The organism is Phytopseudomonas argentinensis (assembly GCF_900113905.1).
Classification (GTDB): Bacteria; Pseudomonadota; Gammaproteobacteria; order Pseudomonadales; family Pseudomonadaceae; genus Aquipseudomonas; species Aquipseudomonas argentinensis.
The window spans coordinates 1,847,818-1,863,845 of record NZ_FORC01000001.1; the positions used below are offsets into that span (position 1 = coordinate 1,847,818).

General features: G+C 63.5%; 10 protein-coding genes. 8 read left to right on the plus strand and 2 right to left on the minus strand.

Annotated elements, in window-relative coordinates; all coding sequences use genetic code 11:
* Positions 1 to 261 precede the first annotated feature (261 nt).
* From aceE to BM154_RS08395, 7 genes are all read left to right on the plus strand, one after another.
* A complete protein-coding gene (aceE, locus tag BM154_RS08365) occupies positions 262 to 2,910 on the plus strand; it encodes a pyruvate dehydrogenase (acetyl-transferring), homodimeric type (RefSeq protein WP_074882210.1) in 2,649 nt (882 codons plus the stop codon).
* 11 nt (positions 2,911 to 2,921) lie between these two features.
* On the plus strand, positions 2,922 to 4,907 hold the full coding sequence (aceF, locus tag BM154_RS08370) for a dihydrolipoyllysine-residue acetyltransferase (RefSeq protein ID WP_074882212.1): 1,986 nt from the start codon (positions 2,922 to 2,924) through the stop codon (positions 4,905 to 4,907).
* A 310-nt stretch (positions 4,908 to 5,217) separates the two neighbouring features.
* Complete coding sequence (locus BM154_RS08375; protein WP_074882214.1) at positions 5,218 to 7,890, plus strand: sensor domain-containing phosphodiesterase; 2,673 nt, start codon at positions 5,218 to 5,220, stop codon at positions 7,888 to 7,890.
* A 58-nt stretch (positions 7,891 to 7,948) separates the two neighbouring features.
* Positions 7,949 to 8,602 (plus strand): peptide-methionine (S)-S-oxide reductase MsrA, encoded by a 654-nt coding sequence (msrA, locus tag BM154_RS08380; protein WP_074882216.1) that lies wholly within the window; start codon positions 7,949 to 7,951, stop codon positions 8,600 to 8,602.
* A 16-nt stretch (positions 8,603 to 8,618) separates the two neighbouring features.
* Positions 8,619 to 8,816, plus strand: coding sequence for a putative motility protein (locus BM154_RS08385; protein WP_074882218.1), 198 nt, complete (start codon positions 8,619 to 8,621; stop codon positions 8,814 to 8,816).
* 70 nt (positions 8,817 to 8,886) lie between these two features.
* Complete coding sequence (locus BM154_RS08390; RefSeq protein WP_074882220.1) at positions 8,887 to 10,137, plus strand: cyclic di-GMP phosphodiesterase; 1,251 nt, start codon at positions 8,887 to 8,889, stop codon at positions 10,135 to 10,137.
* Between the two features lie 33 nt (positions 10,138 to 10,170).
* Positions 10,171 to 10,914 carry an alpha/beta fold hydrolase gene (locus tag BM154_RS08395; protein WP_074882222.1) on the plus strand — a complete coding sequence of 248 codons (744 nt, stop codon included), beginning with the start codon at positions 10,171 to 10,173 and terminating at the stop codon, positions 10,912 to 10,914.
* A 35-nt stretch (positions 10,915 to 10,949) separates the two neighbouring features.
* Here the strand turns inward: BM154_RS08395 and BM154_RS08400 are convergent, their stop codons facing one another.
* Entirely contained in the window at positions 10,950 to 11,798 is an 849-nt protein-coding gene (locus BM154_RS08400) for a 23S rRNA (adenine(2030)-N(6))-methyltransferase RlmJ (RefSeq protein ID WP_074882224.1), read from the minus strand.
* 160 nt (positions 11,799 to 11,958) lie between these two features.
* Between BM154_RS08400 and BM154_RS08405 the strand changes: the two genes are divergently transcribed.
* A complete protein-coding gene (locus tag BM154_RS08405; RefSeq protein WP_074882226.1) occupies positions 11,959 to 13,758 on the plus strand; it encodes an acyl-CoA dehydrogenase in 1,800 nt (599 codons plus the stop codon).
* Positions 13,759 to 13,800: 42 nt separating this feature from the next.
* On the opposite strand, the gene ppk1 is transcribed toward BM154_RS08405, so the two are convergent.
* Positions 13,801 to 16,014 (minus strand): polyphosphate kinase 1, encoded by a 2,214-nt coding sequence (gene ppk1, locus BM154_RS08410; RefSeq protein ID WP_074882228.1) that lies wholly within the window; start codon positions 16,012 to 16,014, stop codon positions 13,801 to 13,803.
* Positions 16,015 to 16,028: the final 14 nt, after the last annotated feature.

A 16,028-nucleotide genomic window follows, 5' to 3' on the forward strand; every position in this document is an offset into this window, starting at 1 on the left:
CCTTTTCGGCGGGCTGCGAGCCTGTTGGAAAACCGGCGCAGCCCCCTTGAGGGCTTGCCGTTACTGGCTCTTGCCTGATTTGATTGTAGTTTTGCTACGACTGAATCGATCGAGAGAGCTGAAATCGCCGACGAAATGTAGTAAAACTACAGGAAGCCGGATCTACCCAACCGGTACATCCAAGAATTAATGTGCCCGCTCAAAAAGCCGGCCACGCATCTGGTTTCCGATTCTGGAAGCCTTTCCGCTCTGGAGCAAGCCATGCAAGACCTCGATCCAATCGAAACCCAGGAATGGCTGGACGCACTGGAATCCGTCCTCGACAAGGAAGGCGAAGACCGTGCCCACTATCTGATGACGCGCCTGGGTGAGTTGGCCACTCGCAGCGGCACGCAGTTGCCCTATTCGATCACCACGCCCTATCGCAATACCATTCCGGTCACCCGTGAAGCGCGTATGCCGGGCGACCTGTTCATGGAACGTCGCATCCGCTCGATCGTTCGCTGGAACGCCCTGGCCATGGTCATGCGCGCCAACATGCAGGACCCGGACCTGGGTGGTCACATCTCCACCTTCGCCTCCAGCGCGACCCTTTACGACATCGGCTTCAACTACTTCTTCCAGGCACCGACCGAAGAACATGGCGGCGACCTGATCTACTACCAGGGCCACGCCTCTCCCGGCATCTACGCCCGCGCCTTCCTGGAAGGCCGCCTGAGCGAAGAGCAGATGCTCAAGTTCCGTCAGGAAGTGGACGGTGGCGGCCTGTCGTCGTACCCGCACCCGCACCTGATGCCGGACTTCTGGCAGTTCCCGACCGTATCCATGGGCCTGGGCCCGATCACCGCGATCTACCAGGCACGCTTCATGAAGTACCTGGAAAACCGCGGTTTCATCCCGGCCGGCAAGCAGAAGGTCTGGTGCTTCATCGGTGACGGCGAGACTGACGAGCCGGAAACCCTGGGCGCCATCTCCCTGGCCGGCCGCGAGAACCTCGACAACCTGATCTTCGTCATCAACTGCAACCTGCAGCGCCTCGACGGCCCGGTTCGCGGCAACAGCAAGATCATCCAGGAACTCGAAGGCGTGTTCCGCGGCGCCAACTGGAACGTCAACAAGGTCATCTGGGGCCGTATGTGGGACCCGCTGTTCGCCCAGGACGAAGACGGCCGCATGCAGCGCCGCATGGACCAGGCGATCGACGGCGAATACCAGAACTACAAGGCCAAGGACGGCGCCTACGTGCGCAAGCATTTCTTCGGCCACGATCCGGAACTGCTCAAGCGCGTCGAGAAGCTCTCAGACGACGAGATCTGGAAGCTCAACCGTGGCGGTCACGACCCGTACAAGGTCTACGCGGCTTACCACCAGGCGGTCAACCACAAAGGCCAGCCGACCGTCATCCTGGCCAAGACCATCAAGGGTTATGGCACCGGCGCCGGCGAAGCCAAGAACACCGCGCACAACACCAAGAAGGTCGATATCGAGTCGCTGAAGAAATTCCGCGATCGCTTCGACATTCCGCTCAACGATTCGCAGCTGGAAGAACTGCCGTTCTATCGCCCGGCCGAAGACAGCGCAGAGATGAAGTACCTGCGCAAGTGCCGCGAGAAGCTCGGTGGTCACCTGCCGCAGCGTAACCGCGGCTCCATCAGCATTCCGACGCCGCCGCTGGAAACCCTCAAGGCCGTGCTCGATGGCTCGGGCGACCGGGAAATTTCCACCACCATGGCCTTTGGTCGCATCCTCGCCTCCATGGTCAAGGACAAGGAGCTGGGCAAGCGCATCGTGCCGATTCTCGCTGACGAGGCGCGTACCTTCGGTATGGAAGGCATGTTCCGCCAGCTGGGTATCTACTCCCCGGTGGGGCAGCTGTACGAGCCGGTCGACCGCGATCAGGTGATGTACTACCGCGAAGAGAAGGACGGCCAGATCCTCCAGGAAGGCCTCAACGAGGCCGGGGCGTTCTCCTCGTTCATCGCCGCCGGTACCGCCTACAGCAACTACAACACGCCGATGCTGCCGGTCTACATCTTCTACTCGATGTTCGGCTTCCAGCGTATCGGTGACCTGGCCTGGGCTGCCGGCGACGGCCAGACCCGCGGCTTCCTGCTGGGCGGCACCTCGGGCCGTACCACGCTGAACGGCGAAGGCCTGCAGCACGAGGACGGCCACAGCCACATCCTCGCCAGCACCATCCCCAACGTGCGCAGCTATGACCCCACCTACGCCTACGAGCTGGCGGTGATCATGCGCGAAGGCACGCACCGGATGATGACCCTGCAGGAAAACGTTTATTACTACATCACCGTAATGAACGAGAACTACCAGCAGCCGGCCATGCCCGAAGGTGTCGAAGACGGCATCATCAAGGGCATGTACCTGCTCGAAGAGGACAAGAAGGAAGCCGCCCACCACGTCCAACTCATGGGCTGCGGCACCATCCTCAACGAAGTTCGCGAAGCGGCGAAGATCCTGCGCAACGACTACAACATCGGTGCCGATGTGTGGAGCGTGACCAGCTTCAACGAACTGCGTCGCAACGGCCTGGCCGTGGAGCGCAGCAACCGTCTGCACCCGGGCGACGAGCCCAAGCAGAGCTACGTCGAGCAGTGCCTGAGCGGCCGTAAAGGGCCGGTGGTGGCCAGCACCGACTACATGAAGCTGTTCGCCGAACAGATTCGTCAGTGGGTACCGGTCAAGGAATACAAGGTTCTGGGTACCGATGGTTACGGCCGCAGCGACAGCCGTCGCAAGCTGCGCGACTTCTTCGAAGTGGACCGTCGCTGGGTTGTTCTGGCTGCGCTCGAAGCGCTGGCCGATCGCGGCGAAATCGAACGCAAGGTGGTGGCCGAGGCCATCGTCAAGTTCGGTATCGACCCTGAAAAACGCAACCCACTGGACTGCTGAGGAGACGCATTGTGAGTGAATTGATTCGCGTACCCGACATCGGCGGCGGTGAGGGTGAAATCATCGAGCTGTTCGTCAAGGTCGGCGACCGCATCGAAGCCGACCAGAGCCTGCTGACCCTCGAGTCGGACAAGGCCAGCATGGAAATCCCGGCCCCCAAGGCCGGCGTGGTCAAGAGCCTGAAGGTCAAGCTCGGCGACACCCTGAAAGAAGGTGACGAGTTGCTCGAGCTGGACGTGGAAGGCGACGCAGAAGCCGCCCCTGCCGAGCAGAAGCAGGCGCCCGAGCAGGCAGCACCTGCTGCTGCCGAGCAGCCGGCCGCAGAGCCCCAGGCTCAGTCGGCTGGCAGCGCCGAGCCCCAGGAAGTCAAGGTGCCGGACATCGGCTCCAGCGCCAAGGCGAGCATTATCGAAGTGGCGGTCAAGCCGGGCGACACCATCGAGGTCGATCAGTCGCTGATCACCCTCGAGTCCGACAAGGCCAGCATGGAAATCCCGTCGCCGGCCGCCGGCGTGGTGGAGAGCGTATCGGTCAAGGTCGGTGACGAAGTCGGCACCGGCGACCTGATCCTGGTGCTCAAGGGTGCCGGCGGCGCCCAGGGGCAGGCCGCCAGCGCGCCAGCCCCTGCTGCCGCCGCTGCGCCCCAGGCTGAGGCAGCGGCGCCAGCCGAAGCCGAAGCCGAAGAGCCGGCCGGTGAAAGCACTGAAGAAGTGCGCATCCCGGATATCGGCGCCGACGCTGCCAGCGTCATCGAGATGCTGGTCAAGGTGGGCGACAGCGTAGAAGCCGAGCAATCCCTGATCACCCTGGAATCGGCCAAGGCCAGCATGGAAATCCCGGCGCCCAAAGCCGGTGTGATCGAAAGCATCGCCATCAAGGTCGGTGACGAAGCCAAGACCGGCGACCTGATCCTCACTCTCAAGGTGCAGGGCAAGGCTGCCGCCAAACCAGCTGCGCCTACCCAGGCACCCGCCGCTACCCCAGAGCAGGCCAAGCCGGCCAACGTTCAGGGCAGCGCACCTGCCAAAGCCGCACCGCAGGCCGCTCCGGCTGCTGCGCCAAGCCGCGCTGGCAGCAAGGTTCATGCTGGCCCGGCGGTACGCCAACTGGCCCGTGAGTTCGGTGTCGAGCTGAGCGCCGTGCCGGGCAGCGGCCCGAAAGGTCGCATTCTCAAGGAAGACGTGCAGGTTTACGTCAAGGCCGAGCTGCAGAAAGCCAAGTCGGCGCCTGCCGCCGCAGCTGCCGGTGCCACCGGCGGTGCCGGCATTCCGCCGATCCCGGCCGTCGACTTCAGCAAGTTCGGTGAAGTCGAAGAAGTACCGATGACTCGCCTGATGCAGGTCGGCGCGGCCAACCTGCACCGCAGTTGGCTGAACGTGCCGCACGTGACCCAGTTCGACTCGGCCGACATCACCGAGCTGGAAGCCTTCCGCGTCGCCCAGAAGGCCGTCGCCGAGAAAGCCGGCGTCAAGCTGACTGTGCTGCCCCTGCTGCTCAAGGCCTGCGCCTACCTGCTCAAGGAACTGCCGGACTTCAACAGCTCGCTGGCGCCAAGTGGCAAGGCGGTGATTCGCAAGAAGTACGTGCACATCGGTTTCGCCGTCGATACCCCGGACGGCCTGCTGGTACCAGTAATCAAGAACGTCGATCAAAAGAGCCTGCTGCAGCTGGCCGCGGAGGCCGCTGCCCTGGCCGACAAAGCCCGTAACAAGAAGCTCTCGGCCGACGACATGCAGGGCGCCTGCTTCACCATCTCCAGCCTCGGCCATATTGGCGGCACTGGCTTCACGCCGATCGTCAACGCGCCGGAAGTGGCGATCCTCGGCGTCAGCAAGGCGACCATCCAGCCGGTCTGGGATGGCAAGGCCTTCCAGCCCAAGCTGATGCTGCCGCTGTCGCTGTCCTACGATCACCGCGTGATCAACGGTGCGGCTGCTGCACGCTTCACCAAGCGCCTGGGTGATGTACTGACCGACATTCGCACCATGCTGCTGTAAGCCACGGGTTTCGAGCGCCACGCTCGTATCCTCGACCCCGCCCGAACCGGCGGGGTTTTTTTTACCCTTGGATAGTGACGCAACGCGCCATATGGCAGGCTTTTTACCAATGCAATATCTGTTTCAAATCAATTGGTTAAAATAAAGAAATCACAATGCCATTAGACTTCTTGTCAGCCGCCACCCCATGGTGCAACCTAGGCTCCACTACTGCCGCGTGGTGGCTGGAGCAAACGAAAACTTCCTTGTTAGCGTTATAGTGATGTGGCCGGGCAGTCATCCTGCGCCAGCCGATGGATAAAGCCATTCGATGAAAAGCCATCCCGATACCGCAGGCCGTGCCTTGGCCGAGGTCGTGACGCAACTGCCTGTGCCTTCGCGGCTCGGTATGATGCGTTTCGAGCGGATGAATGAGGCGAACTGGCTATTGCTGTTCATCGACGCGAGCTGCGAAAAGCAGTTCGGCATCCCCGCCAGCGACCTCTGCAACCTGGTGGAAACGCCCTACGCAAGCCTGATGGAGCCAGAAGCGCGTTACCGGCTGCACGACTCGATCCAAGAGCAACTCGCGCAGTACTCACGCTATCTGGTGCGTTATACGCTGCACACCCCCGAGGGCCCCCTGCAGCTGATGGAACTCGGCGAGCCCTTCAAGCAGCGTGGCCGCGCCCTGCTGCGCGGCTACCTGCTGGTCACCAGTGACGACGCACCAGACATCCCGGCAGGGCCAGGTCCGCAGGAGACGCTGGAGCACTTGCAGCGTAGCCAGGCCGAGTTGCAGCAGCAGCAGATGCGCGCCCTCGCCCAGCAGCAGCTGATCGTGCGGCTGGCCAGCCAGCGCTACCATGGCAACGATCCACGCAGCGAAGCGGCTGAACTGATCACCCGCAGCGCCTGCGAAATCTACGGCATCGCCCGTGCCGGTATCTGGCACATCAACGGCGATACCCTGGAGCCCGTGGCCCTGTACCTGCTGGATCAGGGCCGCCACGAAATGCCGCCGCCCATTGATGGTCGTCGCTACCCGAACTACCTGCGCGCGCTCAAGGAAAGTCGTGCCCTCGACGCGCACGATGCCGAGAACGACTCGCGAACCCGCGAGCTGCTGGATGATTACCTGCGCCCCAAGGCGGTGACCGCCATCCTCGATGCCAGCATTCGCGTCGGTGGCGAGCTGGTCGCCGTGCTCTGCCTGGAACATACCGGCGGCCCCCGCGCCTGGCAGGCGGACGAAGTGGCCTTTGCCGGCGAATTGGCCGATCAGTACGCCAACGTGCTGAGCAACCAGGAGCGCCGCAACGCGACCAGCGCGCTGTATCTGTTCCAGCGCGCCGTCGAGCAGAGCGCCAGTGCCTTCATCCTGCTCAACCGTGACGGCATGGTCGAGTACGTCAACCCCAGCTTTACCGCCATCACCCAGTACAGCGCCGACGAGGTGCAGGGCCGCCAGCTTGCCGAGCTGCCGGCCCTGGAAAACCTCAGTGAACTGCTGTTCGACAGTGCTTCCGGGCTAGCCGAACACAACAGCTGGCAAGGCGAGTTCAAGAGCCGCCGCAAGAACCTGGAGCCCTACTGGAGCCAGTTCTCGATCTCCAAGGTGCATGCCGACGACGGCACCCTGACGCACTACATCGGCATCTACGAAGACATCACCGAAACCAAGCAATCCCAGCAGCGCATCGAACGCCTGGCCTACAGTGACAACCTTACCGGCCTGGGCAACCGCTATGCATTCATCCGCGCGCTGGAGAAGCGGTTCAGCACCGGCACGGCAGCGATCAGCCTGTTGCTGGTGGATATCGACAACTTCAAGCGCATCAATGACACCCTCGGCCACCAGACCGGCGACAAGCTGCTGGTCAGCCTGGCCAAGCGCCTGCGCAACAGTTTCAGCGGCGAGGGCACCCTGGCACGCTTCGCCAGCAACGAATTCGCCATCCTGCTCGACAATTGCGAGAGCCAGCGCGGCCAGGCGATTGCCCAGCAGGTGCTGGAAACCCTCGACAAGCCCCTGTTCGTCGACAATCAGCTGATCATCATCAGTGGCTCCGTGGGCCTGGCCTGCTCACCCGAGCACGGCGCCGATCCGCAGACCCTGATGAAACACGCCGGCCTGGCTCTGCACAAGGCCAAGGCCAACGGCAAACACCAGATGCAGGTGTTCACCGATGCGCTGAACGAAGAGGCCAACTACAAGCTGTTCGTCGAGAACAACCTGCGCCGCGCCCTGACCCAGAACGAGCTGGAGGTGTTCTACCAGCCCAAGCTGTGCCTGAAAAGCGGGCAATTACTGGGCATGGAAGCACTGCTGCGCTGGCAGCACCCGGAAAAAGGCATGATCCGCCCGGATCAGTTCATCAGCGTGGCCGAGGAAACCGGGCTGATCATCCCCATCGGCAAATGGGTGGTGCGCCAGGCCTGCCGCATGAGCAAGCAGCTCACCGCCGTCGGCCTGGGCAATCTGCAGGTGGCCATCAACCTGTCGCCCAAGCAGTTCAGCGACCCGGATCTGGTCGGCTCGATCGCCGCCATCCTCGAAGAAGAACAGCTGCCGCCGAACCTGCTCGAACTGGAGCTGACCGAAGGGCTGTTGCTGGAGGCCACCGACGGCACGCGCAGCCAGCTCAACGCCCTCAAGCAACTGGGCCTGACCCTGGCCATGGACGACTTCGGCACCGGTTACTCATCGCTCAGCTACCTGAAGAAATTCCCGATCGACGTGATCAAGATCGATCGCAGCTTCATCAAGGACATTCCCGAGAACGAGGACGACCGGGAAATCACTTCGGCGGTGATCGCCATGGCCCACAACCTCAAGCTCAAGGTCGTCGCCGAAGGCATCGAGACCCCGGCGCAACTGGCCTTCCTGCGCCGCCAGCACTGCGATATCGGGCAGGGCTATCTGTTTGATCGCCCCATAGCCGGCCGCGATCTGGTAGAAAGTCTCAAGCGTTACTCGCGACGCCCCGCCGCCGGACGGTAATCAACCTCCGTCAGCTACCGCGGTCTACCCCAGAACAACGATTCGGAGAACAGTCAGTATGGCCCTACGTTCGGAAATTCTCGCCCACAAACTCGAACTGCCCAGCGCCGAGCAGGCGCTGCCGGGTCGCGAAACGCCGATTTCGGTGCCTGACGCGCACTTCGTCAACGGCAACCCGCTGCAGGGCCCCTTCCCCGCCGGCCTGCAGACCGCCCTGTTCGGCCTTGGCTGCTTCTGGGGCGCCGAGCGGCGTTTCTGGCAGCAGCCCGGCGTCTGGACCACGGCAGTGGGTTACGCCGGCGGCCATACACCGAACCCGACCTACGAGGAAACCTGCTCCGGCCTGACCGGTCACGCCGAAGTGGTGCTGGTGGTGTTCGACCCCAAGCTGACCAACTACGAAGAGCTGCTCAAGGTTTTCTGGGAAGTGCACAACCCGACCCAGGGTATGCGCCAGGGCAACGACATCGGCAGCCAGTACCGCTCGGCCATTTACTGCAGCGATGACCAGCAGCTCGCCGCCGCCCGTCGCAGCCAGGAGCAGTTCCAGGCCGAGTTGCGCAAGGCCGGTCTGGGCGAGATCACCACCGAGATCGCCCCTGCGCCGATCTTCTACTATGCTGAGGCCTACCACCAGCAGTATCTGGCCAAGAACCCCGAGGGCTATTGCGGCCTGGGTGGTACAGGTGTATGTCTACCTCCTGAGTCCTGAGCGAGGGTAAGCGGTCGTGGAGCTGAGCAGCATTTCCAGTCAGGTATCGAGTCAGGCATCGGCACAGATCTCCGTGCAGATGTCGCTCCTGCTACTGCGCAAGACGCTAGAGCTGCAGGCCGCCAGTATCAGCGGCCTGGTGCAGGCCGCGGCACCAATCAGCGCCCCCGCCAATCCGCCACACCTTGGCAATAGCGTCGACGTGATGGCCTGAAGAACTGCTGCCATCATTTCTGCAGCCGGACTAAACTGCGGGCCATTAGCCAGCAACCGATGAGCACGGTATGCCCGCCAACCTGCCTTACATTTCGTCCGACCAACTCTGCGTTGGGCTATACGTCCAGCTCGATCTGAGTTGGTGGGAACACTCGTTCGCTTTCAGCAACTTCAAGATAAAGGACGAGGGCCAGCTCAAGCAGCTGCGCGCCCTGGGCCTCAAGCGCCTGCGCTACGACCCGTCGCGTAGCGACTGCGCTCCCTTGGCGCTTGAAGCCAGCCCTGTGCAACCACCGCCCCCGCCCCCGCCGCCCGATCCCCAGGAACAGGCGCGGCAAACCCGCGTCAAGCAGCTCAGCGTGCTGCGAAAAAGGCTGTCGGAGGTCGATCGCGCCTTCGTCCAGGCCAGCCAGCGGGTCAAGACGCTCAACCAGAGCCTGCGCAACCAGCCGGAAGAGTCGGTCAAGCAGGCCGGTGCGCTGGTCAACGAACTGGTCACCACCATGCTCGGCGAAGATGGCGTCGCGCTGCACAGCATCAATGGCAAGGCCGCCGAGGACGCCTACCTGCACTCGCTCAACGTCACCGTGCTGTCGATGATGCTCGGCCGTCAGCTGGGCCTGGATGCCGAGGCCAGTCATATGCTGGGCATGGGCGCCCTGCTGCATGACATCGGCAAGCTGGAGGTGCCCAGCAAGGTACTGCTCAAGCCACCACCACTGACCCGTGCCGAGCAGCAGCTGCTGGAAATGCACACGCTGTACGGAAAGCGCATGGGCGAGAAGCTGATGCTCGACGACGACGTACTGCGCATCATCCACGAGCACCACGAACACTGTGATGGCAGCGGTTATCCACAACAACTGCGCGAGGCCTCGATCGGCCGCCTGAGCCGCATCGTGTGCATCGCCAATCACTTCGACAACCTGTGCAACCCACTCGAACCGCGGCTGGCCCTAAGCCCCCACGAGGCACTGGCACGCATGTTCCTGCCGCAGTACCGGGTGCGCTTCGACGATGTCGCGCTCAAGGCGTTCATTCGCTGCATGGGCGTGTACCCGCCCGGCAGCCTGGTGCAGCTCGAGGACGAGCGCTACGCGCTGGTGCTGGGCATGCACCCGACGCTGCCCTTGAAACCTACCCTGATCGTCTACGATCCAAAGGTGCCCAAGGAGGAAGCGCTGATCGTCGACCTCGAGGCCGAGCCGAAACTGGCCATCGCAGGCAGCGTCCGCCCGTCGCAGCTGCCGCCTGAAGCGCTGGAGTACCTCAACCCGCGCCAGCAACTGACCTATTTCGTAGACCCGAGACGCCGCTAGCGGCCCGATCCCCCACTGCAAGGATGCAATCGGATGCCCGCTCCCTACCTGCTGATCCACGGCCTGATCGGCCACCTGGGCTCTCTCCCGCCGCTGTTCGCGATCCAGGGCGCCCAGGCCTACGCACCAGACCTGCTCGGCTACGGAAAATGGCAAGAAGCGGACCCGGCCTCGATCACGCTGCCCAACCAGGTGGCTCACCTGGCGCGTTGGCTCGATAAACGGAACATCGACCGAGTAAAGCTGGTTGGCCACTCGGTGGGAGGCGCCATCGCCATGCTGTTCGCCAACGCCTACCCGCAGAGGGTCGTCTCGCTCTGCAACGTCGAAGGCAACTTCTCGCTGGCCGACGCCTTCTGGTCCATCAGCCTGGCGAAAATGGAGCGCACCCAGGTCGAGGTGATGCTCACCGGGTTCATGCAGAACCCGGAAGGCTGGCTGGCCAAGATAGCCATCGAACCCTCGGCGAGCCGCCGTGACACCGCGCTGCGCCTGCTGGGCCATCAGCCGGCCTCGACCATCCAGGCGACCGCGCGGTCGGTGGTCGAGGAAACCGCGCGCTCTAGCTATCTCGCCAGCGTCAGGAAGTTATTCGACGGCCCGATCCCCATCCACCTGATCGCCGGGCAGCGCTCGAAGGACGATTGGCACATACCGGACTGGGCACGGGAACTGGCCGCCAGCATTACCCATCTACCCGGTGGCCATCTGATGATGGTCGAGAACCCCGCCAGTTTCGTGGCCGCGGTAATGGCCGCCGGCGAACGCGAGCGCTGAACGATCAGACAGGCAGGCTCGCAGCGCCCCCGGCCTCAAGCCCCGCCCTGTTCCGCGATCAGCCAATCCAGCCGCCAACTGCCCTGGCTTTGCGCCAGGCGCTCGGACAGCCACGGCAGCAGCTCGCGCAGCTGCTCTTCCAGGCCCCATGGCGGATTGCTGATCAGCAGCCCGGAACCGTTCAGGCGCCCTGCTTCGTCCGCCGGGTGCACAAACAGCTCGGCGCGCAGCAGCTTCGGCGCGGCGCTCTTTTGCATATCGCGGTAGAAACGCTTGAGCTGGCGCTCGTCCTTGATCGGATACCAGATCGCCACGATGGTCTGGCGCATGCGCCCGATCGCCTCGTTGAGGGCGGTGACGCAGCGCTCCAGTTCATCGGCCTTCTCGAACGGCGGATCGATCAGCAGTACGGCGCGCTTCTCGCGGGTGGGCAGCAAGGCCCGCGGCACATGCCAGCCCTCACCCAGGTGCACGGCGATCCGCCGGTCGCCGGTCATGTTTTCCTTGAGCAGTTGGCCATCGTCCGGATGTTTTTCATTCAGGTGCAGGCGATCCTGTTCGCGGGTCTGCAGGCGCGCCAGCTCGGGCGAACCCGGGTAATGGCGCAGCACGCCATCGGGGTTCATCGCGCGAATCACTTCGAGGTAGTCGAGCAGCGGCTCCGGGGCGTCAGCGGCCTCCCACAGCCGACCGATGCCCTCGCGCCATTCGCCAGTACGGCTGGCCTGGTCGCCACTCAGGTCGTACAAACCGACACCGGCATGGCTGTCGAGGTAGGCGTATGGGGCCTCCTTGCGCGCCAGCAGGGCGAACAGGCGGCACAGCACCAGGTGTTTGAGTACATCGGCGTGGTTGCCGGCGTGGAAGGCGTGGCGGTAATTCATCATCGGCTCCTGAGCAGGAGGCCAATTGTAGCCGGCCTGGGCAGGCGGCGCAGCGCCCGGCAAGCGGCGTTCGACTTCTCCCCCGGTATCACCGGTTTCGATGATGCTGGCGGCTCGTGGGGCGCCCCTTAGACTGGCGTCAGTCCATTGGAGAGCCGCCATGTCCGACACCCTGCTCAGCGCCCGCAACCTGGCGTTCGAACTCTATGAAGTGCTCGACGCCGACGCACTCGTCCAGCGCCCACGGTTCAGCGAACACAACCGGGAAACCTTCGATGCCGCCCTGGGCACCGCTCGCGGTATCGCCGAGAAGCTGTTCGCCCCGCACAACCGCAAGAACGACGAACACGAGCCGCAATACGTCGACGGCGGCGCCAAGCTGATCACCGAGGTCAAACCAGCGTTGCAGGCCTTCAACGACGCCGGCTTCCTGAATGCCACGCGAGGCTTCGAAATGGGCGGCATGCAGTTGCCCAACCTGCTGTCCCAGGCCTGTTTCGCGCACTTTCAGGCCGCCAACATCGCCACGGCGTCCTACCCGTTGCTGAGCATGGCCGCCGCCAACCTGATCGAGACCTTCGGCGACGAGGTACAAAAGCGGCTTTTCCTGCAGCCACTCATCGACGGTCGCTTCTTCGGCACCATGGCCCTGACCGAACCCCATGCGGGCTCCTCGCTCGCCGATATCCGCACCCGCGCCGAGCCCGCGGGCGACGGCAGTTATCGTCTCAAGGGCAACAAGATCTTCATCTCCGGTGGTGATCACGACCTCAGCGAAAACATCGTCCATCTGGTGCTGGCCCGCCTGCCCGATGCACCGGCCGGCGTGAAGGGCATTTCGCTGTTCATCGTGCCGAAATTCATCGTCGCAGCAGACGGCAGCCTGGGCACCCGCAACGATGTGACCCTGGCGGGCCTGTTCCACAAGATGGGCTGGCGCGGCACCACTTCCACGGCGCTGAACTTCGGTGATCAGGGCAACTGCGTGGGCTATCTGGTCGGCGAACCCCACGTCGGGCTCGCCTATATGTTCCAGATGATGAACGAAGCGCGCATCGGCGTCGGCATGGGCGCGGTAATGCTCGGCTATGCCGGCTACCTCTATTCGCTCGACTACGCCCGCCAGCGCCCCCAGGGCCGCCTGCCCGACGCCAAGCAGGCCGGTGGCCAGGTGGCGATCATCGAGCACGCCGATGTGCGGCGCATGCTACTGACCCAGAAAGCCTACGTGGAGGGTGGCTTCGACCTGGTGCTGTATTGCGCCCGCCTGGTCGACGACAGCCAGACCCTGGAAGACGCCGGGCAGCGCGAGCAGGCGCGCCAGTTGCTCGACCTGCTTACCCCGATCGCCAAGTCCTGGCCGTCCGAGTATTGCCTGCAGGCCAATGCCCTGGCGATCCAGATCCTTGGCGGCCATGGCTACACCCGCGATCACCCCGTGGAGCAGTACTACCGCGACAACCGCCTCAACCCGATCCACGAGGGCACCCAAGGCATCCAGTCCCTCGACCTGCTGGGCCGCAAGGTCGGCCAGCACGGCGGCGCAGCGTTACAGGCGCTGCGCCAGCGAATCAACGACACCTGCCAGCGCGCCGAGCCGTTCAGCCAGCTGGACGCCCTGCGCCAGCCCTTGCAGGCCCTGCTGGCGCGCCTTTCCGAGGTTACTCTCGGCCTGCTCGGCGATCTGCAACAGGGCCGCGTAAACCAGGCGCTGGCGGACTCTGCGCTGTACCTCAAGGTATTCGGCCATCTGGTGCTCGGCTGGCGCTGGCTGGAACAGGCGGTGCGCGCCGAGCAGGGTCGCCTGGCCGGCAATCAGGCAGACGCGGATTTCTACGGGGGCAAGTTGCAGGCCGCGCGCTACTTCCTGCTCCGGGAAGCGCCAGGCTGCCACCATGAGCTGGATATCCTGGCGCGCCGCGACGATACCTGCCTGGCGATGCAGGACGCCTGCTTTTGAAATGAAAACGGGCCCGCGGGCCCGTTTTCCTGATCCAGCCGATCAGCGCGCGGTGATCACCGGGGCGCTGAGCTTCTCCAGCAGGCTGGCCTGGGCGCTGCGCGAGTTCTGGTTGCCGGTGGGCGACAGCCGCACGTAGCGGCCATCGGGCTGCAGCACCCAGGCGTGGGTGTTGTCGGTCAGGTAGGCCTCCAGCTCCTTCTTGACCCGGGTGATGAGCTTCTTGCCCTCCACCGGGAAGCAGGTCTCCACGCGCTTGTCGAGGTTGCGCTCCATCCAGTCGGCGCTGGACAGGTAGATCAACTCGTCGCCGCCATTGAGGAAGTAGTAGACCCGGGTGTGCTCGAGGAAGCGGCCGATGATCGAGCGCACCTGGATATTGTGCGACACCCCCGCGATACCAGGACGCAGGCAGCACATGCCACGCACCACCAGGTCGATCTTCACGCCGGTCTGGCTGGCCTTGTACAACGCGCGGATGATCTTGGCGTCGGTCAGCGAGTTGAACTTGGCAATGATGTGCGCCGGCTTGCCTTCGGCAGCATTGGCGGTTTCCTTGGCGATCAGGTCGAGCAGGGTCTTCTTCAACGTGAAGGGCGCATGCAGCAGCTTCTTCATGCGCAGGGTCTTGCCCATGCCGATCAACTGGCTGAACAGCTTGGAGACGTCCTCGCCCAGGGCCACGTCGGCGGTCAGCAGGCTGTAGTCGGTGTACAGCCGCGCATTGCCGGCGTGGTAGTTACCGGTGCCCAGGTGCGCGTAACGACGGATCTCGCCGTTCTCGCGACGCAGGATCAGCATCATCTTCGAGTGGGTCTTGAAGCCGACCACGCCGTAGATCACCACTGCACCGGCGGCCTGCAGGCGGCTGGCCAGCGCCAGATTGGACTCCTCGTCGAAGCGCGCGCGCAGTTCGATCACCGCGGTGACTTCCTTGCCGTTGCGCGCCGCCTCGACCAGGGCGTCGACGATCTCCGAGTTGGCGCCCGAGCGATACAGGGTCTGCTTGATCGCCAACACGTGGGGGTCTTTGGCAGCCTGACGCAGCAGATCCACCACGGGCGTGAACGACTCGAAGGGGTGCAGCAGCAGGATGTCCTGCTTGCTGACCACACTAAAGATGTTCTCGCTGTTCTGCAGCAGCTTGGGGATCACCGGGGTGAAGGGTGCATGCTGCAGTTCCGGGTGGCTGTCCAGACCGGTGATGCTGAACAGCCGGGTCAGGTTGACCGGACCATTGACCTGATACAGCTCATGCTCCGACAGGCCGAACTGCTTGAGCAACTGGTCGGTCAGGTGTTTCGGGCAGGTGTCGACCACCTCCAGGCGTACCGCATCACCATAGCGACGGCTGAACAGCTCGCCACGCAGGGCACGGGCCAGGTCTTCGACGTCCTCGGTGTCCACCGACAGGTCGGCGTTACGGGTCAGGCGGAACTGGTAGCAACCCTTGACCTTCATGCCGGGGAACAGGTCGTCGGCATGGGCGTGGATCATCGACGACAGGAATACGTAGTTGGCGCCCGGGCCACCGACTTCTTCCGGCACCTTGATGATGCGCGGCAGCAGGCGCGGCGCCGGAATTACCGCCAGACCGGAGTCGCGACCGAAGGCATCGACACCCTCCAGTTCGACGATGAAGTTCAGGCTCTTGTTGACCAGCAGCGGGAACGGGTGCGTCGGATCGAGGCCGATCGGGGTGATGATCGGCGCGATCTCGTCACGGAAATAGCGCCGCACCCAGGCCTTGTGCTTGGTCGTCCAGTAACGGCGACGAATGAAGTTGATGCCGTGCTTGGCCAGCGCCGGAAACAGCACATCGTTGAGGATGGCGTACTGGCGGCCGACCTGCTCGTGGACCAGTTCGGCGATGCGTGACAGCGCCTGGTGCGGCTGCAGGCCATCGGCGCCGGCCTGCTCGCGGGCGAAATTGATCTGCTTCTTCAGGCCGGCGACACGAATCTCGAAGAACTCATCGAGGTTGCTGGAGAAGATCAGCAGGAACTTCAGGCGTTCGAGCAATGGGTAGGACTCGTCCAGCGCCTGTTCCAGCACGCGGATGTTGAACTGCAGCTGCGACAGCTCGCGGTGGATGTACAGGCTGCTGTCATCCAGGCTGGGCACCACCACGGACGTCGCTGCGGTTTCGACTGGGGATGTTTCCACGACTGTTTCCACCGGCGCTTCGTCGATTACCGGCAGGCTGAGTGCCGGTACATCGAGCTGTTCGTTCTCACTGAGTCCTTCGTTGCTCATTGAATTACCCTGGA

Excerpts from the sequence above, each read along its gene's own strand:
- aceE (WP_074882210.1), top strand. The coding sequence starts at position 262 with ATGCAAGACCTCGATCCAATCGAAACCCAGGAATGGCTGGACGCACTG.
- BM154_RS08375 (WP_074882214.1), top strand. The coding sequence starts at position 5,218 with ATGAAAAGCCATCCCGATACCGCAGGCCGTGCCTTGGCCGAGGTCGTG.
- msrA (WP_074882216.1), top strand. The coding sequence starts at position 7,949 with ATGGCCCTACGTTCGGAAATTCTCGCCCACAAACTCGAACTGCCCAGC.
- BM154_RS08390 (WP_074882220.1), top strand. The coding sequence starts at position 8,887 with ATGCCCGCCAACCTGCCTTACATTTCGTCCGACCAACTCTGCGTTGGG.
- BM154_RS08395 (WP_074882222.1), top strand. The coding sequence starts at position 10,171 with ATGCCCGCTCCCTACCTGCTGATCCACGGCCTGATCGGCCACCTGGGC.
- BM154_RS08400 (WP_074882224.1), bottom strand. The coding sequence starts at position 11,798 with ATGAATTACCGCCACGCCTTCCACGCCGGCAACCACGCCGATGTACTC.
- BM154_RS08405 (WP_074882226.1), top strand. The coding sequence starts at position 11,959 with ATGTCCGACACCCTGCTCAGCGCCCGCAACCTGGCGTTCGAACTCTAT.
- ppk1 (WP_074882228.1), bottom strand. The coding sequence starts at position 16,014 with ATGAGCAACGAAGGACTCAGTGAGAACGAACAGCTCGATGTACCGGCA.